General features: G+C 34.2%; 21 protein-coding genes and 1 pseudogene. 4 read left to right on the top strand and 18 right to left on the bottom strand.

What is annotated here, in order from left to right:
* Positions 1-4: 4 nt before the first annotated feature.
* On the top strand, positions 5-139 hold the full coding sequence (locus CN925_RS21565; protein ID WP_286138318.1) for a hypothetical protein: 135 nt from the start codon (positions 5-7) through the stop codon (positions 137-139).
* A 319-nt stretch (positions 140-458) separates the two neighbouring features.
* Here the strand turns inward: CN925_RS21565 and CN925_RS10415 are convergent, their stop codons facing one another.
* The 5 genes from CN925_RS10415 to CN925_RS10395 all read right to left on the bottom strand — a co-directional run bounded on the left by CN925_RS10415 (position 459) and on the right by CN925_RS10395 (position 6401).
* The gene (locus CN925_RS10415) at positions 459-2591 is read right to left on the bottom strand and encodes a sigma 54-interacting transcriptional regulator (protein ID WP_098846192.1); all 2133 of its coding nucleotides are present in this window, start codon (positions 2589-2591) and stop codon (positions 459-461) included.
* Between the two features lie 217 nt (positions 2592-2808).
* Positions 2809-3057 carry a biotin/lipoyl attachment domain-containing protein gene (locus CN925_RS10410; RefSeq protein ID WP_098846191.1) on the bottom strand — a complete coding sequence of 83 codons (249 nt, stop codon included), beginning with the start codon at positions 3055-3057 and terminating at the stop codon, positions 2809-2811.
* 98 nt (positions 3058-3155) lie between these two features.
* Positions 3156-3440, bottom strand: a complete 285-nt coding sequence (locus CN925_RS10405; protein WP_098846190.1) for an SAV0927 family protein — start codon at positions 3438-3440, stop codon at positions 3156-3158.
* A 20-nt stretch (positions 3441-3460) separates the two neighbouring features.
* Complete coding sequence (locus tag CN925_RS10400; protein ID WP_098846189.1) at positions 3461-4759, bottom strand: Glu/Leu/Phe/Val family dehydrogenase; 1299 nt, start codon at positions 4757-4759, stop codon at positions 3461-3463.
* A 355-nt stretch (positions 4760-5114) separates the two neighbouring features.
* Positions 5115-6401, bottom strand: a complete 1287-nt coding sequence (locus tag CN925_RS10395; RefSeq protein ID WP_098846200.1) for an APC family permease — start codon at positions 6399-6401, stop codon at positions 5115-5117.
* Between the two features lie 575 nt (positions 6402-6976).
* On the opposite strand from CN925_RS10395, the gene CN925_RS10390 reads away from it, so the two are divergent.
* Positions 6977-8410: an APC family permease gene (locus CN925_RS10390; RefSeq protein WP_098846188.1), complete on the top strand. Its 1434-nt coding sequence runs from the start codon at positions 6977-6979 to the stop codon at positions 8408-8410.
* Positions 8411-8740: 330 nt separating this feature from the next.
* On the opposite strand, the gene CN925_RS10385 is transcribed toward CN925_RS10390, so the two are convergent.
* The 10 genes from CN925_RS10385 to CN925_RS10340 form a co-directional block, all read right to left on the bottom strand.
* Positions 8741-10162: an amino acid permease gene (locus tag CN925_RS10385; RefSeq protein WP_098846199.1), complete on the bottom strand. Its 1422-nt coding sequence runs from the start codon at positions 10160-10162 to the stop codon at positions 8741-8743.
* Between the two features lie 183 nt (positions 10163-10345).
* The gene (locus tag CN925_RS10380) at positions 10346-10624 is read right to left on the bottom strand and encodes a YokU family protein (RefSeq protein ID WP_098846198.1); all 279 of its coding nucleotides are present in this window, start codon (positions 10622-10624) and stop codon (positions 10346-10348) included.
* A complete protein-coding gene (gene kamA / locus CN925_RS10375; protein ID WP_098846187.1) occupies positions 10624-12054 on the bottom strand; it encodes a lysine 2,3-aminomutase in 1431 nt (476 codons plus the stop codon). The genes CN925_RS10380 and kamA overlap by 1 nt, the downstream gene beginning before the upstream one ends.
* A gap of 252 nt (positions 12055-12306) precedes the next feature.
* Positions 12307-13695 (bottom strand): sigma-54 interaction domain-containing protein, encoded by a 1389-nt coding sequence (locus CN925_RS10370; RefSeq protein WP_098846186.1) that lies wholly within the window; start codon positions 13693-13695, stop codon positions 12307-12309.
* Positions 13696-13759: 64 nt separating this feature from the next.
* Entirely contained in the window at positions 13760-14623 is an 864-nt protein-coding gene (gene ablB / locus CN925_RS10365; protein ID WP_098846185.1) for a putative beta-lysine N-acetyltransferase, read from the bottom strand.
* Positions 14601-15914 (bottom strand): peptidase, encoded by a 1314-nt coding sequence (locus tag CN925_RS10360; protein WP_098846184.1) that lies wholly within the window; start codon positions 15912-15914, stop codon positions 14601-14603. The genes ablB and CN925_RS10360 overlap by 23 nt, the downstream gene beginning before the upstream one ends.
* Positions 15915-15929: 15 nt before the next feature.
* Positions 15930-16592 (bottom strand): 3-oxoacid CoA-transferase subunit B, encoded by a 663-nt coding sequence (locus tag CN925_RS10355; protein WP_098846183.1) that lies wholly within the window; start codon positions 16590-16592, stop codon positions 15930-15932.
* Complete coding sequence (locus CN925_RS10350) at positions 16577-17275, bottom strand: 3-oxoacid CoA-transferase subunit A (RefSeq protein WP_098846182.1); 699 nt, start codon at positions 17273-17275, stop codon at positions 16577-16579. Before CN925_RS10350 ends, CN925_RS10355 begins: the two co-directional genes overlap by 16 nt.
* Positions 17272-18606 (bottom strand): aspartate aminotransferase family protein, encoded by a 1335-nt coding sequence (locus tag CN925_RS10345; RefSeq protein ID WP_098846181.1) that lies wholly within the window; start codon positions 18604-18606, stop codon positions 17272-17274. The genes CN925_RS10350 and CN925_RS10345 overlap by 4 nt, the downstream gene beginning before the upstream one ends.
* 347 nt (positions 18607-18953) lie before the next feature.
* A complete protein-coding gene (locus CN925_RS10340; protein WP_098846180.1) occupies positions 18954-19517 on the bottom strand; it encodes a hypothetical protein in 564 nt (187 codons plus the stop codon).
* A gap of 232 nt (positions 19518-19749) precedes the next feature.
* Between CN925_RS10340 and CN925_RS21560 the strand changes: the two are divergent.
* Positions 19750-19926: pseudogene (locus tag CN925_RS21560) on the top strand (NUDIX domain-containing protein); the annotation flags it as partial.
* Between the two features lie 243 nt (positions 19927-20169).
* Here CN925_RS21560 and CN925_RS10330 read toward each other — a convergent pair.
* From CN925_RS10330 to CN925_RS10320, 3 genes are read right to left on the bottom strand one after another with little or no spacing between them, the layout of a single operon-like run.
* Positions 20170-20373, bottom strand: coding sequence for a hypothetical protein (locus CN925_RS10330; protein WP_098846179.1), 204 nt, complete (start codon positions 20371-20373; stop codon positions 20170-20172).
* A 45-nt stretch (positions 20374-20418) separates the two neighbouring features.
* Positions 20419-20622, bottom strand: coding sequence for a helix-turn-helix transcriptional regulator (locus tag CN925_RS10325; protein ID WP_098846178.1), 204 nt, complete (start codon positions 20620-20622; stop codon positions 20419-20421).
* Positions 20623-20634: 12 nt separating this feature from the next.
* Entirely contained in the window at positions 20635-21033 is a 399-nt protein-coding gene (locus CN925_RS10320) for a hypothetical protein (RefSeq protein ID WP_098846177.1), read from the bottom strand.
* A gap of 323 nt (positions 21034-21356) precedes the next feature.
* Here CN925_RS10320 and CN925_RS10315 point away from each other — a divergent pair, with 323 nt between their 5' ends.
* The gene (locus tag CN925_RS10315; protein ID WP_098846176.1) at positions 21357-21581 is read left to right on the top strand and encodes a DUF3953 domain-containing protein; all 225 of its coding nucleotides are present in this window, start codon (positions 21357-21359) and stop codon (positions 21579-21581) included.
* The last annotated feature ends 240 nt before the right edge of the window (positions 21582-21821 follow it).

Here is a 21821-nt window from a genome sequence, read left to right as displayed (position 1 = left end):
TTGTATGTTGCTTGCAGGAACATGTATTGCAGTTGGACTCATCATCATATTCATGGCATTTGGTATCTCGAGGGATCAAGTTAGTATGACGGAAGTAATTGATAGTCATGTTGAAAATATAGGAGATTTAGAGAAATAAAGCATTGTCAATATAGAACAACAGAAGTCTAAGTTTATATTTGAGCAAAAATTTGAAAGATACTTACCCATGACAGGTTCATGAGGAAGGAAACTAACGAAAAATAGAAAGATACTTCCTCATAACGGGTTCATGAGGAAGGAAACTAGCGAAAAATAGAAAGGTTCTTCCTCATGACAGGTTCATGAGGAAGGAAACTAGCAAAGATTAGAAGGTGCCTTACTCATATCAGTCTTTAGTGGAAATCAACCACAAATGGGTGGAGTTGACAAACTCATTTTTCAACAACGTAAAAAAAAAACGCACCCTGTGCGTTTTTTTACTTAAATGACATAAAGTCACTATTCATATTCTTTTCATTCATTATTTTTTGATACTTACGACTAACCGAGGACTGACTTATGCCTAAAACTTGTGCAGCCTTCGTTGTAGTTTTATATTGCTTCATCGCAAGCATAATCAGTTGCTCCTCAACATAATCAATCGCTTCTTGGAGAGGGATTACTTTATTAATGACTGGTTTAGATTTATTAAAGTCATAGCTATTTGGTAAGAATTGATTAACATCCTCTGCATTAATAATTTGATCTTCTGCAGAGACGACTAATCTTTCGATAATATTTTGAAGTTCTCTGACATTCCCCGGCCAAGAATAAAATTCTAAAACGTTAATTGCATCTGGAGTAAGATGAAAACTCTTATTATATTTTTCATTTAATTGCTGTAAGAAATGGAATGATAATAATGAGATATCTTCAATTCTTTCTCTTAACGGTGGAATATTTAAAGGTATAACATTTAAGCGATAATATAAATCCTCTCTAAATGTGCGTTCTTCAACCATTTTTTCTAATCTTTTATTTGTAGCTGCAATAATTTGTACATTTACTTTAATAGGCTTTGTACTTCCAACAGGAATAACTTCTTGTTCTTGAAGGACTCTTAGCAGTTTTACTTGTAAATGTAATGGCATTTCACCAATTTCATCTAAAAATAAAACGCCTTCATCTGCTTGCTTAAAATAGCCGTCCTTATTTTGATCTGCCCCTGTAAACGCTCCTTTTATATAGCCAAAAAGCTCACTTTCCAATAGATTTTCAGGTATTGCACCACAATTTAATTTTAAAAACGGTTTTGAAGAACGGTTTCCTAATTGATGAATAGCCTGTGCAATGACTTCCTTTCCTACACCAGACTCCCCGTGCAGTAATACAGTGGAAGAAAAATCAGCTATTTTTTTCGCTTGATTAATAATTTGCTCCATTTTAGGACTACAGTAAATCAGTTTTTTAACAAAACGGTCCTTACTCTTTATATCTTCAAGCTCCTTTTTATATTGCTCAGAAATCTTCTTCATTTCTTTTAATTCTGTTTTAAGACGTGAAGTTTCTGTAATATCTCTAGAAGCAATAATTATCCGCTCAATTTCCATATTCTCATCAAAAACAGGATTTCCTACCGCAAGTACTTTACGTCCATTAATTGTTTCTTGAACGATCGATACTTTCTTCCTTTTTTCTAATACTAGTTTTGTAACGGATGGCGTAAAAAGTCCTTGGTTTTCGAATTCTAAAATACTCTTTCCAAGCAATTCCTTTAAATCTACATTCCAAAATCCAGGAATGATATTTTCACTGTAACGAATTAGCTCACCCTTATGATTTACTACAAGTATTTCATCATAAATACTTGATAAAATGGCATTCAAATCTTTATTTAAATCTTTTACATATTCAATTTCAGAGGCCATTTCTTCCACCATTGGGAGATCTTGTACGACAATAACCACTCCTTCAACCTCGTTGTCTACGAAAATTGGGCTATAATCAACAAGAACACCCATATCATCACTAATTTGAATCTGATTAAGAATGGTTTTACCTGTAGCAAATACATGATCAACTTGTTCACCACTAAAAATAGTTTCAGCCTTTGTATTAATGACCTTTTCCGATGTTGATTTAATCATTTTTAATCCGGCGTCGTTGCAATTTACAATAACTTTATTTTTATCAACTACAAACGTTCCCATCGGTATCGATGTTAAAATGCTCTTCAATAAATCTACACTTTTATTTTCTTGTTTGAACAACTCCGCTAATATATCTTCACGAAGTATGTAACCTATTGGCATATCTTCCTCTTCTTTTACAATCGAGATCGGCTCACCAATAATTTGAAAAAGAGTCGTTAATGAAATTTGCCCACTTAAGCGACTAACACTATTTATTGATTGAGAAGAACTAGTAATCTTAGAAATTGCTATATTTTTCTTTTTATTACTACCTTGAGTAATATTATTTAATTGAACATAACCAAAAATCTGATTTTGTTTACGTAAAAATAAAAAGGGTTCATTTATATTGGATAAATCGATTTCATCATTTTCTTTATATTGATCGATATCAATTGTGATGACTGGTCTTATTTGTTTCTCATTTATTGATAACACTACTTTCCCCCCTTATGTCTAAACCGTTATACATTCCTATTTTAACAGAGTTTTTTAATTTATCGTAAAAATCTAAAATTATAATTTACTAATCTATTTTATAAAAGCAAAAATAAAGGGCAGTCTCTTAAGTCTATTCGACCAGAGATACCCTTTATTTGTTAGAGAAGAGGATGCTTCTTAGAATTAAATATATCATCCTTGCCTAATGCATTATTCAATCACTAGCAGTAACAAACAAATCCTCTTTAACATACGCAAGAACCATCCCAGGAACGATCTTGTCCCCAACTGAGACCTCTAATGAAACAACTTCACCACTTATTCCTTGATGAATAACTTTTGTAGTTCCATCTGTCGTTTTAATAAAGAATAACGGCTCCCATTCATAAATTCTCGATTCTTTCTCAATAGCAGTTCCTTCAACTGTTCCATGGTAGTCACTGACAATGACTCCATAATACATAAAACTCACTCCTTTTTTTCAGCGAAGAAGGTGACTCGCGTTTGTCTTCTATTAAAACTTAACAATCGGCGAGTTTTCTTAAAATATATGGCCTGATTTTATAACTCGCAAATTTGTTTTGATGGTAAAACCATGCTAAAGAAATGTTGAATTTCAGAAATATCCTCCTCGGCAATACCTAACTTAGGAGCCCAATAATGTTCAGAATGAAGATCTTCTAAACATAATAACGCCATTTTACTAGATTGAATTGATGTGACCATTGATTTACCATAAAAGTGGCTTGAAAAGGCAATTGATAAATCATAACGATTGTTCTGCGTTAATAAACAATAATGGTGTGCAAGTTGTCTTTCCGTTGATTCAGAAATAATATCAATCATTCTAGATCTCTCCTTTTGTTTTAAAATTTTACCCAACCTCTCAAGCGACAAGCTTCAGCAATTTTACGAATTCCTTCGATATAAGCTGCTATTTTCATGTTTACATTATATTTTTGTGATGTTTTATAAACTTTTAAAAAGCTATCTGTCATTTTTTCTTTTAATCTCTCATCTACAGTACTCTCAGTCCAATAATAACCTTGCATATTTTGACACCACTCAAAATAGGAAACAACTACTCCACCTGAGTTGGCTAAAATATCGGGAACGACTAAAATCTCTTTTTGATCAAGGATTTCTAGCGCTTCTTTAGTAGTCGGTCCATTCGCTGCTTCAACAACAATCTTACATTTCAATTTATCTGCATTTCGGTTATTAATCACACCGCTTATTGCTGCTGGTATTAAGACATCACATTCTTTTTCTAATAACTCTTGATTAGAAATCGCATTTTTAAATAGGTTAGAAACAACCCCAAACGAATCACGATTGTCTAATAGATATGGAATGTCTAAACCTTTAGGATCATAGATTGCTCCAAGTACATCTGAAACACCGACAACCTTTACCCCAGCTTCATATAAGTATTGTGCTAAGTAACTACCAACATTTCCAAATCCTTGAATAATGACTTTCATATTTTTAATTTCGATTTTTTGTATTTCACTAATTAGCTCAAGAGCATAAAATACTCCTTTTGATGTTGCCGTCTCTCGACCTACTGAACCTCCTAAAGTTATCGGTTTACCAGTGATAAAGCTTGGTGAATCAAACTCTCTAATATGGTCATATTCATCTAGCATCCATGCCATTACTTGTGCGTTTGTATACATATCAGGTGCAGGAATATCTTTAGTAGGTCCTACAATTTGGCTGACAGCTCTTACATAACCTCTACTTAACTTTTCTAGTTCATTCATACTTAATAGTCTTGGGTCACAAACAACTCCACCTTTTGCTCCACCATAAGGTAAATCAGTAATACTACACTTTAAACTCATCCAACCAGCTAATGCTTTTACTTCCTCTGGCGTTACATCAGGATGAAATCTAATTCCCCCTTTTGTAGGTCCTAGTGCATCGTTATGTTGAGCTCGATACCCTTGAAATACTTTCGTCTCCCCATTATCCATTTGAACAGGAATACTAAATTCTAAAAATCGCATTGGTGTTTTAAGAAAATCAAATACTTGGCTCGGATAGTTCATTATGCCGATTGCTTCATTTAATGTTTCTCTAAACTCTTGAAGCGAATCATCTATTTCTACTTGTTCACTACTCTTTTCATTTTGTTCTACTTCAGTTAATTTTGAACTCATTTTACACACCTCATTAGTTATTTTTAAAAATGTAATAGCAAATCCTGTGCCAACTTGAATTGAATCCATTAATTTGTGAAGTAGTAAAATTGACAAAAGCTTATTTAGAAAGGCTATTACAAGGCTTTGATTCCTTTTTATTTTTTCAAGTAATACTTATATATCGTTTTTTTCTCAGGTAACTAGATTCAATCCAATAGAGGAAATATGATTAGATGCATGAATTATTCAATTTTGCATTAAACATTATTCAAAATTGAATTCCTTCATTTCACGAGCAAAGTATCCTGAAATGATTCAAAAAAAAAGCCACAAGGAAATTAAATTACCTTGTGACTTTTGGTCATATTGTTTATTACACCACAACTTCTTCTTCATATTTAGGAGGTGCAATTTGGAATGCCTTAGTAAGATAAATTAAGTATACTAAACCAACTACGAACCAAATTGATCCCATTATTAACGAGCTTTTTTCAATGTTAAACCATAGGATTGCTACAGATGCAGCTCCTAATAAAGGTAAAAGCAAGTAAGAAATGAAGCCTTTGACTGATCTATGCTTTTTCCGAATGTAAAAATGGTTGATAACAGATAAGTTAACAAAAGTAAATGCCATTAATGCACCAAAGTTAATTAATGAAGTAGCTGTTACCAAGTTGAAAAAGATTGCTGATAATGAAATCACCCCAACGAAAATAACGTTAAATGCTGGTGTTTTCCATTTTGGATGAACGAATCCAAACCATTTATCTGGGAAAACCTTGTCGCGCCCCATTACATATAACAAACGCGAGACACTCGCATGTGACGCCAATGCAGAAGCAAGTGTATTAATAAAAGTAATGCATAAGAATATTGATTGAAATAATTTACCACCGACATATAATGCAATCTCTGGCGATGCAGCATCTGGATGCTTAAATCTAGATATGTCCGGATAGTATAATTGAATGAAAAATGCTGTAACTGTAAAAATTACGCCTCCCCAAAGCGCTGTGTATAGAATTGCTTTAGGAATTGTTTTTGCAGGGTTTATTGCTTCTTCTGATAAAGTTGAAACGGCATCAAACCCTAAGAATGAGAAGCAAAGAATCGTTGCACCTGTTACTAATGTGCCAAAATGCATTCCTTCATTAAAAAGTGGTTGGATACTGAATCCACCGTATCCTTCACCATGATGTAGACCTTGGATTACTAGAATGATAAAAACAACCATGATCGCAAGCTGAACTAATACAAAGAGAGTATTAAAATTGGCGAGCATATTGATACTTCTTAAGTTTAATAATGTAACTAATCCAACAAATAAAATTACCCAAATCCATGTTGGAACATTAGGAAAAAGTGCATTTAAGTAAATTTTCGTTAATAGAGCATTTACCATTGGTAAGAACAAGTAATCTAATAATGATGACCATCCAACAAGAAAACCTAAGTGCCCACTAATCGCTTTCTGGGTGTATGTGTATGCAGACCCAGCTTCAGGAAATTCTCTTACAAGTTTGCCATAGCTTACCGCTGTAAATAACATTCCAATTAGAGCTACTATATATGCAGTTGGTACGTGACCATCAGTGATATCAGATACAATTCCAAATGTGTCAAAAACTACCATAGGAGTCATATAAGCTAACCCCATCATAACTACTTGCCATAACTTTAAGGATCTCTTTAACTGTGTTTTATTTTCCACCTATCATATCCCCTTCGTTTTAGAATAAGCGCTTACAATATTGTTGATTCTTCCTTTTAATTCTTACTTTCCCGACAGAAACCTCCTTTTTTTGAATATTTAAACAAGTCTTTTTTTTAAATTTGCAAGTTTTATGCCAAATTATTAATTTTATGTAAACGTTATAAAGAACACCCGCTATAGCTTTGAAATGATTAATTTCAATCGAAAAAGCAAAGTGAATGTCACTAATTCCTACGTTTATGATCACCCTGGTTGTTATTCACTACTGCATACATTATTCAAGTCCTCATAAGATTTACGTCTCTATTTATACAAATCTCTTAAATTACTTATATCTATTAGACTGGCATGGAAGTTGCATTGTTAAATAGAAAATACCAATTCTGCCCAATTTTAGGTCCGAATAGAATATGTAGGTTTTGTATTTAATCGATAATAAAACTTTTAGTTAAGCAAAAAGGACTAACTATGAGTTTAATTATAAGAAAATTCTGTAAATAAAATTTTGGAGGAGATGATTTATGAGTAAACAAGGTATTGATTCAGATGCTTTACAATCGTTTAACTACAAGCAGGAATTACAACGATCATTAAAATTTTTCAGTTCATTTGCAGTTGCGTTTTCATTTATCTCGATTACAACTGGTATTTTTAGCTCTTATAGTCTTGCTTTAGGAGCAGCAGGACCTGCTGGAATTTGGACGTGGCCATTTGTCATGGTGGGACATTTACTTGTTGCTTTAATATTTGCAGATTTATCTAGCAAAATTCCTTTAAGTGGATATGTTTATCAATGGGTTAGTCGCTTAACGAATCGGGGATTTGGTTGGTTTACAGGTTGGGCAGCTTTATGTTATTTAATTATTGTTGTACCAACTGTCGATTATGGAGTAGCCCCAATTTTTCTTGATTTAATTGGAATTAAGAGTACTACTACCGTTCTTACAACCGTCGTAATCGTGACAATCATTATTCAAGCATTATTAAATATTTACGGAGTAAGGATTGCTACAATCATTAATAATTCAGCTGTCTATACAGAAGTAATCGGATTTATTGGCATTATTATTATTTTAAGCTTTGTCTTATTTTTCAAAGGAGCAGATTTTTCATTATTAACTTATACAGCTCACAAGGTCGGTTCAAATGGTAGCTATTTTACAGCATTTGTACTAGCAGTCGTAATGGGCTCTTATACATTAGTAGGCTTTGAAGCAGCAGCAAATCTAGCAGAAGAAACAGTTGATGCGAATAAAACAGTACCTAAAGCCATTGTTTTCTCAATGTTACTTGCAGGTGTAATTGGATTTATTTTCTTGATCATTGTTACTTCAGGTATTAAAGATATTAATGGCATCATGGCTTCCGCTTCCCCTATTTCTGATATTTTACAATCACGTTTGGGCACTGCAGTTGCTGATTTCTTCCTTGCATTAGTGATTGTCTCGATTTTTGCTTGCGGATTAATCATTATGGCTTCTGCATCTCGACTTATTTACGCCCTTTCGAGAGACAATGTGTTTTTTGCTTCAAATGTATTTAAAAAGGTAGATAAAAAACATAATGTACCGTACAATGCGATAATTTTAGTTTCTGTATTAGGCATTATAGCTGTATTCTATTTTGGTAAGCTATCATTATTGATCGGTACTTCTGCGGCACTTCCAGCCATCATATACTTAATTACTGTAATCGCATACGCTACTAAAATTAAGACCTTACCGGATACAGATGGTTTTAAGCTAGGAAAATGGAGACTGCCTGTTACGATTCTTGCGATTATTTGGTTAGTATTTGAAGTTGGTATTTTAACTCTTCCAAAAGACTTTTTACCAACAACTAAAGTAATACTTTATTTATTTCTTGCTGGAATTGTTATTTATTGGGCTCTTTTCAGATCTAGAATACAGGAAGGTAAAATTGGTATTCATTTAGAGAAGGATTTAGACACGTAAAGTAAGTTATTACAAAAGTAAAGCCGATTCTCACTATATAGAGGATCGGCTTTTACTCTGTTGAAAAATAAACCAATTTTTCGTATAAGGAGTCTATTCAGGATGATTTCCACTTGGGGTGCTTGCTTTCCATTTGGCGAGATAATTGAATTTCCCGTCACCTTCTTTCCTGTTATGTCTCAGCGTTCTCATATTTACCATAAGAGTTATGCAGGATACTGAATTTTCAGATAAAAAAGAGATGCTAATTCAAATACGAATTACATCTCCATACAATTTACTATTCGATTAAAAGCTAGTTCCATTATCTATAAAACTCTGCCGTCATGCTTAATTCTCGAAATCACACTCGCTAAGTGGAACAATTTTTGTTCTTTTTATCAGTTTATATCCGATCAACAAAACAAGGAATAATGGCAGACCTATATAGGAAACAAGTACTCCGTTCCAGTCAATTTTATTTCCCATGAATGCTGAATAGTTTTGTCCAAGTATAACGACCCCACATAGTACGAAAGCAAATATTGGTCCAAATGGGAACCACTTTGCTTTATATGGTAGATCATTTAAATCCTTCCCTTGTGCTACAAAGGCTTTACGGAATCGATAATGACAAATCGCTATGCCAAGCCATGCAATAAAACCAGACATACCTGATGCATTAAGTAACCAAATGTAAACAACCCCATCACCGTATAGAGAAGCTAAAAAAGCTAATGTACCGACTGCGGCTGTAATGATTAGTGCATTAACAGGTACACCCCTTTTATTTAACTTACCTAATGCTTTTGGAGCTTTCCCTTGACGAGCCATGTCCCAAAGCATTCGTGCTGAAGCATACATTCCTGAGTTTCCAGCTGATAAAATCGCCGTTAAGATAACTGCATTCATGACAGACGCTGCAAATGCAATGCCAGCTTTATCAAAAACTAATGTAAATGGACTAACAGCTACATCGCCACTTGCTAGATTGTCATTTGTATATGGTATTAGTAGACCTATTACAAATACAGACAAGACGTAAAATAATAAAATACGCCAAAATATTTGACGAGCCGCCCGAGGTATATTTCGCTCTGGCTCTTCGCTCTCACCAGCTGCTACACCTAGCAACTCGGTACCTTGGAAAGAAAATCCAGCTGCCATAAAGATTCCGAGTGTCGCCATAAATCCTCCATGAAAAGGAGCATCGCCAATTGTAAAGTTTTTAAACCCTACTGCTTCTCCACCAATAATTCCAAAAATCATTAAAAATCCCGAAATTAAAAAAATGATGACTGTAGCAACTTTAATGATCGAAAACCAGTATTCAGACTCCCCAAACCCTTTAACAGACAGATAGTTTAATAGAAAGATAATCGCTAAAAATAATGAACTCCATAAGAGTGAAGATGTATGTGGTAACCAGAATTTCATAACCATCGTAACTGCAGCTAATTCTGCTGCTATTGTAATTGCCCAGTTATACCAGTAATTCCAACCAAGTGCAAAACCAAGTGCAGGATCAACGAATTTTGTTGCGTATGTACTAAAAGATCCTGCAACTGGCATAAATGTTGCCATCTCAGCAAGGCTTGTCATTAAAAAGTACACCATGATTCCAATCGCTATATAAGCTGCAAGAACTCCACCTGGTCCTGCATTATGGATTGCTCCTCCACTTGCTAAAAATAAACCTGTTCCAATTGTTCCTCCTAGTGAAATCATTGTAATATGACGAGGTTTTAATCCACGCTTTAACTCTTGATGCATAGAAGGAATATGATTCTCTGAATCAATGACTGTTATTGTATTTACCGTATTTTTCATTAAAATACTCCTTTTCAGTCGTTTTTTGGATTCGATAATTTTTCTGCTTTTTTCAAACATCTATCTGTTGATCAGGAAAAGTTTGAACAGTAGAGAAAATGAGAAGCGAATATCGCTTCTCATTTCTTACTTGGAAAAGTCAAAATAATTCCTCTTTAATAATCTTTGTTGCTCAAGCAGTCCATGATACGAAGTTGTTTTACCAAGTAGCTTCGTGTCGATTAAGTATAATTGCTCCTCAATTGCATTAACAGTGTCATCTGTTTGATATGTTATTTTACAATCTAAGCAAACGATACATGGTGTTTCTTTAATCTCAATTGCCTTTGTACCATCTGGTAGTTCCCAGTAGACCGTATTTGTTGATTCAACTATGTTAGCAGACTCACACCACTGACATTTCATCATTCAGCGTCTCCTTGCGCACTTCCTACTAGCTTTTCACTAACTTGGATTTTTGTAAGCTGTGCTTGGAATTTCTTTTCTTTTAACTCATCGCGTTTTTCACGCTTATCTTTCAAAGAAGCATGCTCTGGGTTTGTTGAGTATGTTTTACGAACTTCCATACGTTGTAATCCTTCAGGTACAAGATTGAATTTTGTTTCATTCATTAATCCAGCAATACCTGCATTTGAACGTTTTTCTTCCATATTAGGATAAATTTCTTTAAAGTAAGCTTCCGCTCGACCTGGTACGTAATTTTGTGGTTCCGGATAAGTAGTAATAACACCTTCAAAATTACGAAGAACTACTTTGTCAGCACTTTGAGAAATTAAGTAATTTGGTTGAAGCGAAATTTTTCCTCCGCCACCCGGTGCGTCTACTACAAATGTTGGTACCGCATATCCAGAAGTATGGCCGCGTAAACCTTCCATAATTTCTAAACCTTTTGAAACAGGTGCACGGAAGTGTCCAATTCCTTCTGATAAATCACATTGATAAATATAGTATGGACGAACACGAATTTTAACTAAATCATGCATTAGCTTTTTCATAATTGGTACACTGTCATTAATTCCAGCCAAGATTACGGCTTGGTTTCCTAATGGAACACCGGCATTCGCAAGCATTTCGCAAGCTCGTTTTGAATCCTCTGTAATTTCAATTGAAGTATTAAAGTGAGTATTTAACCAAACTGGATGATATTTCTTTAAGATATTACAAAGGTTTTCAGTAATACGTTGTGGGAATACGACTGGCGCCCTAGTACCAATACGGATAATTTCCACATGTGGAATTTCACGTAAACTTTTTAAAATATACTCTAAAATATTATCGTTAATTAAAAGACCGTCTCCACCTGAAATAAGTACATCTCGTACTTGCGGATTTTTGCTAATGTAATTAATAGCAGCATCAAGCTGTTTCTTTGGCACTCCCATTCCAATTTGTCCTGAGAAGCGGCGTCTAGTACAGTAACGACAGTACATTGAGCATTGATTTGTTACTAAAAATAGAACTCGATCTGGATAACGATGTGTTAAACCTGGTACAGGAGAATCTTCATCTTCATGAAGAGGGTCTTCTAGATCATACTTAGTTTTATGAATCTCCGCAGAGATCGGAACTGACTGCATACGAACTGGACAACGTGGGTCATCCGGATTCATTAACGATGCATAATATGGAGTAATGTTTAGTGGAATTGTTTTTGTCGCAATTCGTACCCCATCTTCTTCGTCTGGCGTGAGATTAATTACTTGCTTTAACTCATCCAATGATTTGATGGTGTTTGTAAGTTGCCAAACCCAATCATTCCATTGTTCATCTGTTACATCTTTCCATAATTCAATTTCTTTCCAATGTCTTTTTGGAGCATAGACTGCATTTACCATACTTACATCCCCTTTCAAACTGTTTGCTTTATATGTAGCAAGACCCGTGCCAAAAATTTACAAAACTTTTGTAAAAACGTCACAAATATAGAAAATTCAAACTATTCAGCCTGTTAATTTATTTTTTAAAGTTAAATTCTTACGTTGGGATCTACTAAAGATGAATCAAACAGAATAAAACCGCCTAAAATTAGGCGGCTTGGTTATTGAATGAAGTGCTAAAACTAGTTTTTTTAGAGAATAAAATGTAGTTTATACTACGATATTTAACTTTTGAATTTTATACTGAAGGGTTTGCCTAGGTATTTCAAGTAGTGCTGCAGCTTGTTGAATATTAGAATTCGTTTGTAGCAATGCTTGTTTAATAAGTGAAATTTCCATTTCCTGCATTGCAGTACGTAAAGGCTGAACTCCTTTTGTTTCAGTACTTTTCTTAATTTGTTGTAATTGAATCGGAAGATGTTTAACTGTTAGCGTATGCCCTTCTGCCATAATCATAGCGTGCTCAATCGTATGCTTTAGTTCTCGGACATTACCTGGCCAATTATATTGGTGGAATAACTCAAATACAGTATGTTCTACATTTCGGATATTCTTTGAAAAGCGTTCATTAAATTGTTCAACAAAATGGGACGTGAGTAGCTCGATATCATAATTCCTTTCCCTTAACGGAGGGATAAACAAAGAAAACACATTCAAACGATAATACAAATCCGGACGCATAATCCCGTTTTGAACGCAATCTAATGGTGATTCATTAATTGCAGCGATTACCCTTACATTAACTTTACGAGTCTTTTGATCACCTATTCGTCGAACAACTCCATCCTCTAGTACTCTCAGTAGCTTGGCTTGGAGCTCTAATGGCATTGAATTTAGTTCATCTAAAAACAAGCTTCCACCATCAGCAAGTTCAAATAATCCTGCTCGATCAATCGCTCCTGTATAACTACCTTTTGTCGTACCAAATAGTATACTCTCCAGTAATGATTCTGGTAAAGCAGCACAGTTTTGCGCAATAAAAGGCCCTTCACTTCTGTTTGAACAATGGTGAATTGACTGTACGAAAAGTTCTTTCCCAGTTCCAGTTTCACCAACTACGAGTACTGCTGAGTCGGCATTTGCTACCTTTTCAACTTGATTTTTAACGGCCATTAATGCAGGGTCATCTGTTAAGATATCTGAGATCGTATAAGAGTGAACTTGTTTAGCTTTTCCTTTTTTTACTTGCGGTTTAATTCTTGCTTGTAGGTCTAAAACCTTCTCACCGAGCGATTTAATTGTAGAATAATCCTTTGCAATTTCAACAGCACCGATCAATTGATCATCCAAAATGATTGGAATTGTCGTGTTAACCGTATCGATGAATTGGCCTTTAATATTTTCATAGCGTTGGGGCTGTTGAATAATTGCCTGCTTTGTTTCTAATACTTTCAATAAGGTACTTGTTTCTTTCGTTAAAGAAGGGAAAGCTTCTAGTACATGCTTCCCCAGAACTTCTTCAACTGAAACACCGTCATGGTCAGCCGCAACTTGATTATAAAATATCGTCATTCCATTCTTGTCGACTGCGTGAATTGCTTCATCGATACTATTTAATATGGCACTAATCATTTCATTAGTTGGAATTGTTGCGTTCATTCATAACCATCCTTTCACTGCCGAAAACTTAGCAATTCAGCGCTCATTTTTCGGCAGTTTGACATTAAAAGACTTCTTTTGAAAGATCCTTCACCCATACATTCATATCTTCTAATTTATCAAAGATATAGCAGTTGTTTGTCATTCTTCCAGTATACTTATACCCTAATTGATGAAAGGCTGCGTTCATTCCATATGATAATGCTCGTGCGATCGTATAAGAACAATAAACTGATTGGCTTACTAAATCCTGTTCCAACTTTTTCATTAGCTCCTTCATCAATCCATGCTTACGATGCTCTTCAAGTGTTGCACAATTTGTTAGCTCAGCATTTCTTTGACTAAAGTCCACTTCAGCAGATGCTGCACTTACAATATTTCCATCTTTCTCATAAATCCAATAAATCGTTCCTTCATCCATCGTCTTTTCAACATAAGTGGAATTATTTAAAGGTGTAGGATATACCTTAAAAACTTGACCATATAATTTAGCAAGTTTCGTTGAGTCAGTTTTTTCAGCTCTCCGTAAAACATAACCTTCAGGAATTACTTTTTCTTTTGATTTATCACTCTTTAAAACAGCATCTAAAATGTCATCCCCAGCGGCCCAATATAGACTATTTCTTCGATCTTGGCTAGTATATTTCGTAACAAAAAAGCCATCACTACCTTGAAAATAGCCTTTCAGTACAGATTCAATCATATATCCTGATTGTAAAAAGGAATATACATGTTCACTTCTTGCTTTAATAATCAGCTTTGTAAATTTGTTTGCTTTTGCTAGTTTTTCTATTCTTTCGATTAGATGTGACACGTTCCCTAAGTAAAAATCAACTCGAATTCGCTCATTAAAATAATCTAAAGCACCTTCGAAATAATAGTTTTCTTGTTGAACTTTAATTGTTTCATAATACTTTTTCGTTTTCATATGCTCCCTCACCTTCATGTTGTTGGCCTTCAACTCCACACCAATCAATTAATGTATGGGCAATGATTTCTGCTGCTAAAAACATCTGATCTAAATCAATAAATTCATCTGGGTAGTGAGCTACTTTTGTCTCACCTGGTCCAAATACAATCATTGGTATATTTAAAATTTGTGTAAATAATCCTCCATCAGTTCCCCATGGTGCAGCTTCCACTACTGGATGTTGTTTCATCGTTTCAATAAAGTTTTGTTGCAAGGTTTGCACTAATTCACTGTCAGCTTCAACAGTACCAGGAACCCATCTTGCACCAAACCACTCTACTTCTATCGGATTTTCTACGAACCAATCATCAAGATCTTTAATATTACTAATCCAATTCTCAAATTCTTTTTTTGCATCTTCTAATCTTTCATTTGGTGCCACTCCGAATCGTCCTTCTAAAGTCACTAAATCAGATACAGAAGATGGCCATGTTCCACCATGAATTGTTCCTATATTAATCGGAATTGGAATCGGTACTCCATCATATAACGGATCAGTTATTCGCTCATTTCGTAATTGCTCAAGTTTTTGGATTTGTTGAATGATGAGTACGCTTTTTTCGATAGCGCTTACACCTTCATAACGAGTACCTCCATGAGCTACCTTACCTTTTACCTTAAGTCGGAACCACATTGATCCTTGTTGCTTAATAAAAAACTTCATATTTGTTGGTTCAGGGATAATGACACCATCTGCTGTATATCCTCGCAAGATTGTAGCAAGTGTACCAGCACCACCACTTTCTTCTTCGATTACACTTTGAAAATAAACATTACCTTTTAGTGTAATTCCACTTCGTTTTATTGCTTCAATTGCTAAAATTAGCGCAACATTTCCGCCTTTCATATCAGTTGCCCCGCGTCCATAAAGCTTGTTATCTACAACTGTTGCACTGTAAGGAGGGTACGTCCATTGTTGAATATTTCCTTCTGGAACAACGTCTATATGTCCATTTAAAATCATGGACTTTCCTCCGCTCGTTCCTTTAAGTGTAGCCACAATATTAGGACTACCAGTAAAACTGTCTCTTGTTGAGATAAAATAAGGATGCTCTTTCATTTCTTTTAGATCTGGTTCCCATACGTCCAAATCCAATTCAAGTTCTCTTAATTTTTCAAGGACAATTGCTTGTGCCTTACTTTCATTACCAGAAACACTATTTTCCATTACTAGCTGTTTTAGAAGATCGATAATTTCCTCTTTATGTTCGCTTATATAATCTTGAATAACTTTTTTGTAATGATTCATCCTCTTCACCCTTTTCTATATGAACATTTTTAAATCAGTACTAATTTCTAGTTTCGCACCAGTTTTTTCGATAACATCCTCTACAGTATATGGACTCATTAGTTCTTTAAGCACTAAAGTGTTATTGACTACTTCAATAACAGCCATTTCCGTTATGATTAAATCTACACAAGATTTAGAAGTTAATGGCAAACTGCATTCTTTCACAATTTTTGGATTCCCAGCTTTATCGGTATGGTTCATAACGACTATTACTCTTTTAGCCTTTTGAGCTAAATCCATCGCTCCACCTATTCCTGGTACACGTTTTCCAGGTACAATCCAATTCGCTAAATCTCCTTTTTCACTAACTTGTAATGCCCCTAGTACCGTTAAGTCTAGTAAACCTCTTCGTATAATGCCAAAAGCAGTAGCACTATCAAAATAGCTAGCACCTTTTAAAACAGTTATTGGGAAACCACCTGCGTTACATAAATTTTCATCTTCTTTTCCTTTTTCGGGACTCGGTCCAATTCCCATAACGCCATTTTCCGCATGGAACATAACGTGTACATCTTCTGGTAAGTAATCAGGAACAATGGATGGAATTCCGATCCCTAAATTTACGATCATTCCGTTTTTTATTTCCTTAGCAGCCCGCATTGCAATTTTTTGACGAAAGTCTATTCCCATGCCCATTTCCAGTTCACTCCTTCTGATGAAATTATGTAATCAACAAATACACCTGGAGTTACGATTTCCTCAGGATTCAACGAGCCAAGTGGAACGATTTCTTCCGCTTCTACAATCGTAATATCTCCTGCCATAGCCATATGAGGATTCATATTCCTTGCACTTTTATCAAAAACTAAATTTCCAAATGGATCCGCTTTCTTTGCAAAAATAATACTAACTTCTGCTTTAAGAGCTTCCTCAACAAGAAATTGCTTACCTTTTACACTTACTTTCTCTTTACCAATTTCCGCCATACTATCAAGACCTACATCTACTAAAACTCCTCCAAGCCCCATTCCTCCAGCTCGGATACGCTCTGCTAAAGTTCCTTGCGGGGAAAATTCTACTTCAAGCTTACCTTCCGTCATTAATTTTCCTGCAAATGGATTCGAACCTATATGAGATGTCACAATTGACTTGATTCTTTCATTCCTTACCATTCTTCCAATGCCGATATCCGGAAATCCAGTATCGTTACTAATCAAGTGAAGATCCTTAACTCCACTATCAAATAACGTTTGAAGTAAAGTTGGTGGTGAACCGACCCCTCCAAATCCTCCAACCATTAGTGTCATGTCGTCATGGAAAAATTGAAGAATTTGTTCGATTGTTACTATTTTTTTATAAGTATTTTCAACTAAATTCATACGAGTTCCCCCTTAGCTGTATTCGTTAGAAGGGATTGTTCCATTTCCAATTCTTTTAAACCTTCTTTAAGGATTTGAAGCAATTCATCCAATTCTTCATAAGTAATCGTTAAAGGTGGAGCAATCATGAAAGCTGAATCTTCTCTTCCGCTTTTTCCAGCAACGGAAGGGTATAAAAGTAACCCTTTACGCATTACTTTTTGAACAAAGGAACTTGATTTTATACCATGAATAAATTCGATACCGATTAATAAACCTTTTCCTCTTACATCTCCAATGAATGGATATTCCTCCATCAATCCTTGGAGCTTATTCATCAGGTAATTACCTTTTTCTTCTGCTGCTTGTACTAAATTATGTTTTTCAACATATTCAATAACGGCTAAAGAAACAGCAGCTGATAATGGGTTAGCACTAAATGTATGTCCACTCATTACAATCTTTGAACCTTGCATAATTGGTTCAATCACTCGATCACTAGCAATCGTTGCAGCCATTGGAGTATATCCGGATGTTAATCCTTTTCCAAGTGTAACGATATCAGGCTGAACACCCCAATGCTCCATTGCAAACATTTTTCCAGTACGTCCAAGACCAGTCATAACCTCGTCTGAAATCAGTAAAATATTGTATTTTTCGCAAATCGCTTTAATTCTTTGGTAATAACCTTTAGATGGTACAATTGCACCTCCTGCAGCACCGATAATTGGTTCGGCAATAAATGCTGCAATATGTTCAGGGCCAATTCGATTAATGGCTGTTTCTAATTCAGATGCACACGCCAATTCACAAGATGACTGTTCTAAGTTGAAAGGACAACGATAACAATACGGCGGTGAAACTGAAGGATAATCCTCCAAGATTGGAACGAAACGTTGACGTCTTAAAGGATGACCTGACATAGATAGTGCTCCAATAGTTATGCCATGATAGCTCATCCAGCGTGATAGAATTTTATTCTTTCCTTTCATTCCCTTTTCTTGGTAATGCTGGATCGCTAGTTTCATAGCAGTTTCCGTTGCTTCAGTACCACTATTAACAAAGAACGTCCAGTTTAAATCACCTTGAGTGATATCACTTAACTTCTTTGCTAGCTTCTCAGCAGGTTCACTAGTAAACTGTGAACGGTAAACAAAAGAAACTTTTTTTGCTTGTTCGGTCATCACATCAATGATTTCCTCAACACCATGACCAATTCCTACTGTAATTGCACCAGATGAACCATCAATGTACCTATTACCATCTTGATCAAATAGATACACACCCTTTCCATGCGAAATCATAGGGTAATGCTGGCCAAGTGATGGTTTAATTAAATAATCTCTTTCCATTTTTCATCCCAACCCTTCCTTATGTAAAACGAAAAAAAGTCACACTACTAAATCTTGGAAATTTAAATAGGGGTATTTTTAGTATTCTTGCTTTCTGGGATACTTCCTTTTTATTTTTTTTACTTAAATTCTGTATTCAAAATTTAATTAGTTATTTTAACTTCTCAACAAAAGATTTGTACAAATAGTTACCCGCCCCAATTGATCGTTATATACATTGTCTGGCGGTCCTTTTAGCAAAAGTCAGCGGCATCATTGTACCTGTACTTTAACTCCTAAATTTATTTAGATTAATATAAAAAAGCGACTGTATTTAAACAATCGTCTTTTTGGATAAAATTCATAGTTTAAGATAATTTAATTAAATTTATTGCACCAGCAATATCAAATCCAGCACAAGTTTCAATTGTATTTAGAATGCTTCTTAACTCAACTAATGCATTTGCTGGAATAAACACAATGGTACCTCCTGTAAGATTAGTACACTCACTTCTATCAGCCTCGACATTAGTGACTGCATTTCTACTTTGCAAATTTGGGACTTCGTTATTATTTATAAATATTCCCATCAGAGCCATTATATTTGTTAGGGTAGACATTTCGACAGATACGGTGTAATGAATATAATAAAACCCTTCTTGAGTCACTCCGATTTGATTAGGGGATGCTAAAAAAACCCCTCCAGATGATGCACCAGTATTAGTCCAGATCATAGCAGTGTTTGGAGGAATTGTCTGAAAACCAATTCTGAAGAAATTTCCAAATGCTGGTGAAAAGGACCCTGGCAATTCTGGGATGTTAATTGTTGGATTGAACGTATTGATTGGATTGTTTTGGATTTTGTTTTTATTTTCAAGTTTGCAGCAACATGGTTTTGAATTGCATTTAGAACATTTTTTATGATCACTCAATAGTAAGCACCTCTTTGATATTTATATACTCTATAATATTCAGGCTTGTACACTTTGGAAGGGCTGTAGTCTTGATGTAGTTTTTTGTTGTTCAACTAAGCACTGCAGTAGTTGTATATCACTTGGGAGTCCATTAACTTTGATCGGCTTCTATTTTATTATTGGGAGATTAAAAGGAAACACATTAAATTAGTAGAATAAAATAGGATTATCGTTTTTAAGGAGATAATTAATGGGATATATTATGGATTTAAGAAAAGTTGTAGGTAGTCGTCCACTCCTAATGGCTGGAGCAAATGTTATACTACTAGATTCACAAAAGAGATTGTTATTACAATTAAGAAAAGATAATAACACTTGGGGATTACCTGGTGGGTCATTAGAGTCGGGAGAACATTTAGAAGAAGTGACTAAAATATATGATCAATTAGTAATGTTGAAACCTGACTATAATTTAAGTAACATATTTAAGCATTATAAAAAAATGAAAAAGCATGTCTTGAAATAAGTGAACAAAACATGCTTTTAAATCGACTAACTTCTCTTTAGGATTAAGTTAATTATTTGATTGGACCTTTTCACAGACTTCCGGTTTGATAATAATTCGGTCGAAAAAGGATTGATATTATGGTTAAATGATAATTTGTTAATACTAAATAAAAAATGCGACAATACCTATGATGATAAATAAAACTCCACCCAAAAACTGCCCTAATCCTGATGCTTCTCCCATTAATAATAAATTGAATAAATTTTTACTTTTTCGATTTTTTCCAAATAAACCTCTTTCTGTTCTCATAAGATATAGACCCCAAGTAATTAAAATTACCCCAAAAATAAATGACATGATTAGCATTTTTTGATCCTCCGTTGTTTGTTTAATCCGATGTTACTATATGAACTATTTGTCATCCTCATCAAAAATAAATGTTTCTTCAATTGATAAATTGAAAACTGAAGCTATTTTATATGCAAGTTGTACAGATGGATTATATTTTTGTTTTTCTAATGAGATGATTGTTCTTGAAGATACACCTACTTTATCAGCTAGTTCTTGTTGTGTTAAATCATGTTTCATTCTCAGTTCTTTCACTATATTTATCATAACTCCTCCTAATTAAAGGACATGATTATAAAATCTTCTAGATACCATATCGCTTATTATCAATGAAACTAAAAGTATAAATAATGCAACATTTGTTGAAATTACAATATAATTGGATAAAAACATAATAATTAATAGTTCACATACCAATAAATTCAAAGAAAAATGGGCGACTTTTCCATCAATTATCATATCCCTTTCGTCATACTCCTTTGATAATTCCATTTCTAATTCAGTGTTATTTCTAGATTTAATGTAAGACGCTATTGAATATAACAAAAGTATTCCGCCGATTAATAACAAGATAAACCCAAAATTAAAGCCTTCCGATTTATTGAAAATTAATTTTATGCTCCCAAATGCAATGAGCACTATTGACAATAAAAAGCGATCCCTAAACATATTCTTCAAAAATATCTCTCCTAACCTATTAACCATGTAAAAAGTGAAGTTCATTTCATGTGAAGTTTATTTCACGTGAAGTCTACTTCATGTTAAAGTTATTTTAAATAAATGTCAATATGTAAAATCTTAAGCCGATTTATTAATAGCTATAGAGAATATAATGGGAAAACTTTATATAACTTACTCATGCTTTAGATGTACAAATTCAGGACTCAATGATGAAAGACTCCTTTTATTTATATGGCAGAATTGAATCACACAAATATGGAATTATATGGTAAAATTTTAATTAAGTACTACATAGGAATTATTATTAAGGAGGATATACGTTGTTAAAACTATTAAAAAGTGTTTTTGGTCTACTTGCATTCGTTTTAGCAGTATATGCTTTAATTACTGGTAGATTTATAGTAATGCCATTTATGATATTTTCCTTAGGAGTAATGTTATTAGTAATGGGGTTACAAGAGAAACGAAAGCCTCTCACTTATTCACTTATTCTTGTATCTGGGTTTAATCTATTCGTTTCGATTTATACTTTCTTTATGAACTAACGCATTGCTTTAGTTCATATACGTGAGCTAAAAATAAAAAAGGAGGAATAGGATGGCAAAGTGTCAAAACTGCGATCACAAATGGGAAAAGAAAACATTGTGGAAGCTTTTTTTATCAAAGGAAGGCGTGAATTGTTCGAATTGTGATCAAAAACAATTCATTTCTTTTAATACACAGATTCTTATTACTTTATGTTCGCTATCCTTTTTTTTAGGTGTGTTAATTATTCTTCTATTTCC

Source organism: Bacillus sp. AFS055030 (assembly GCF_002574545.1).
Taxonomy (GTDB): domain Bacteria; phylum Bacillota; class Bacilli; order Bacillales; family Bacillaceae_G; genus Gottfriedia.
The sequence above is the reverse complement of the archived record's forward strand: the minus strand, read 5'-3'. Positions and strand labels throughout refer to the sequence as shown.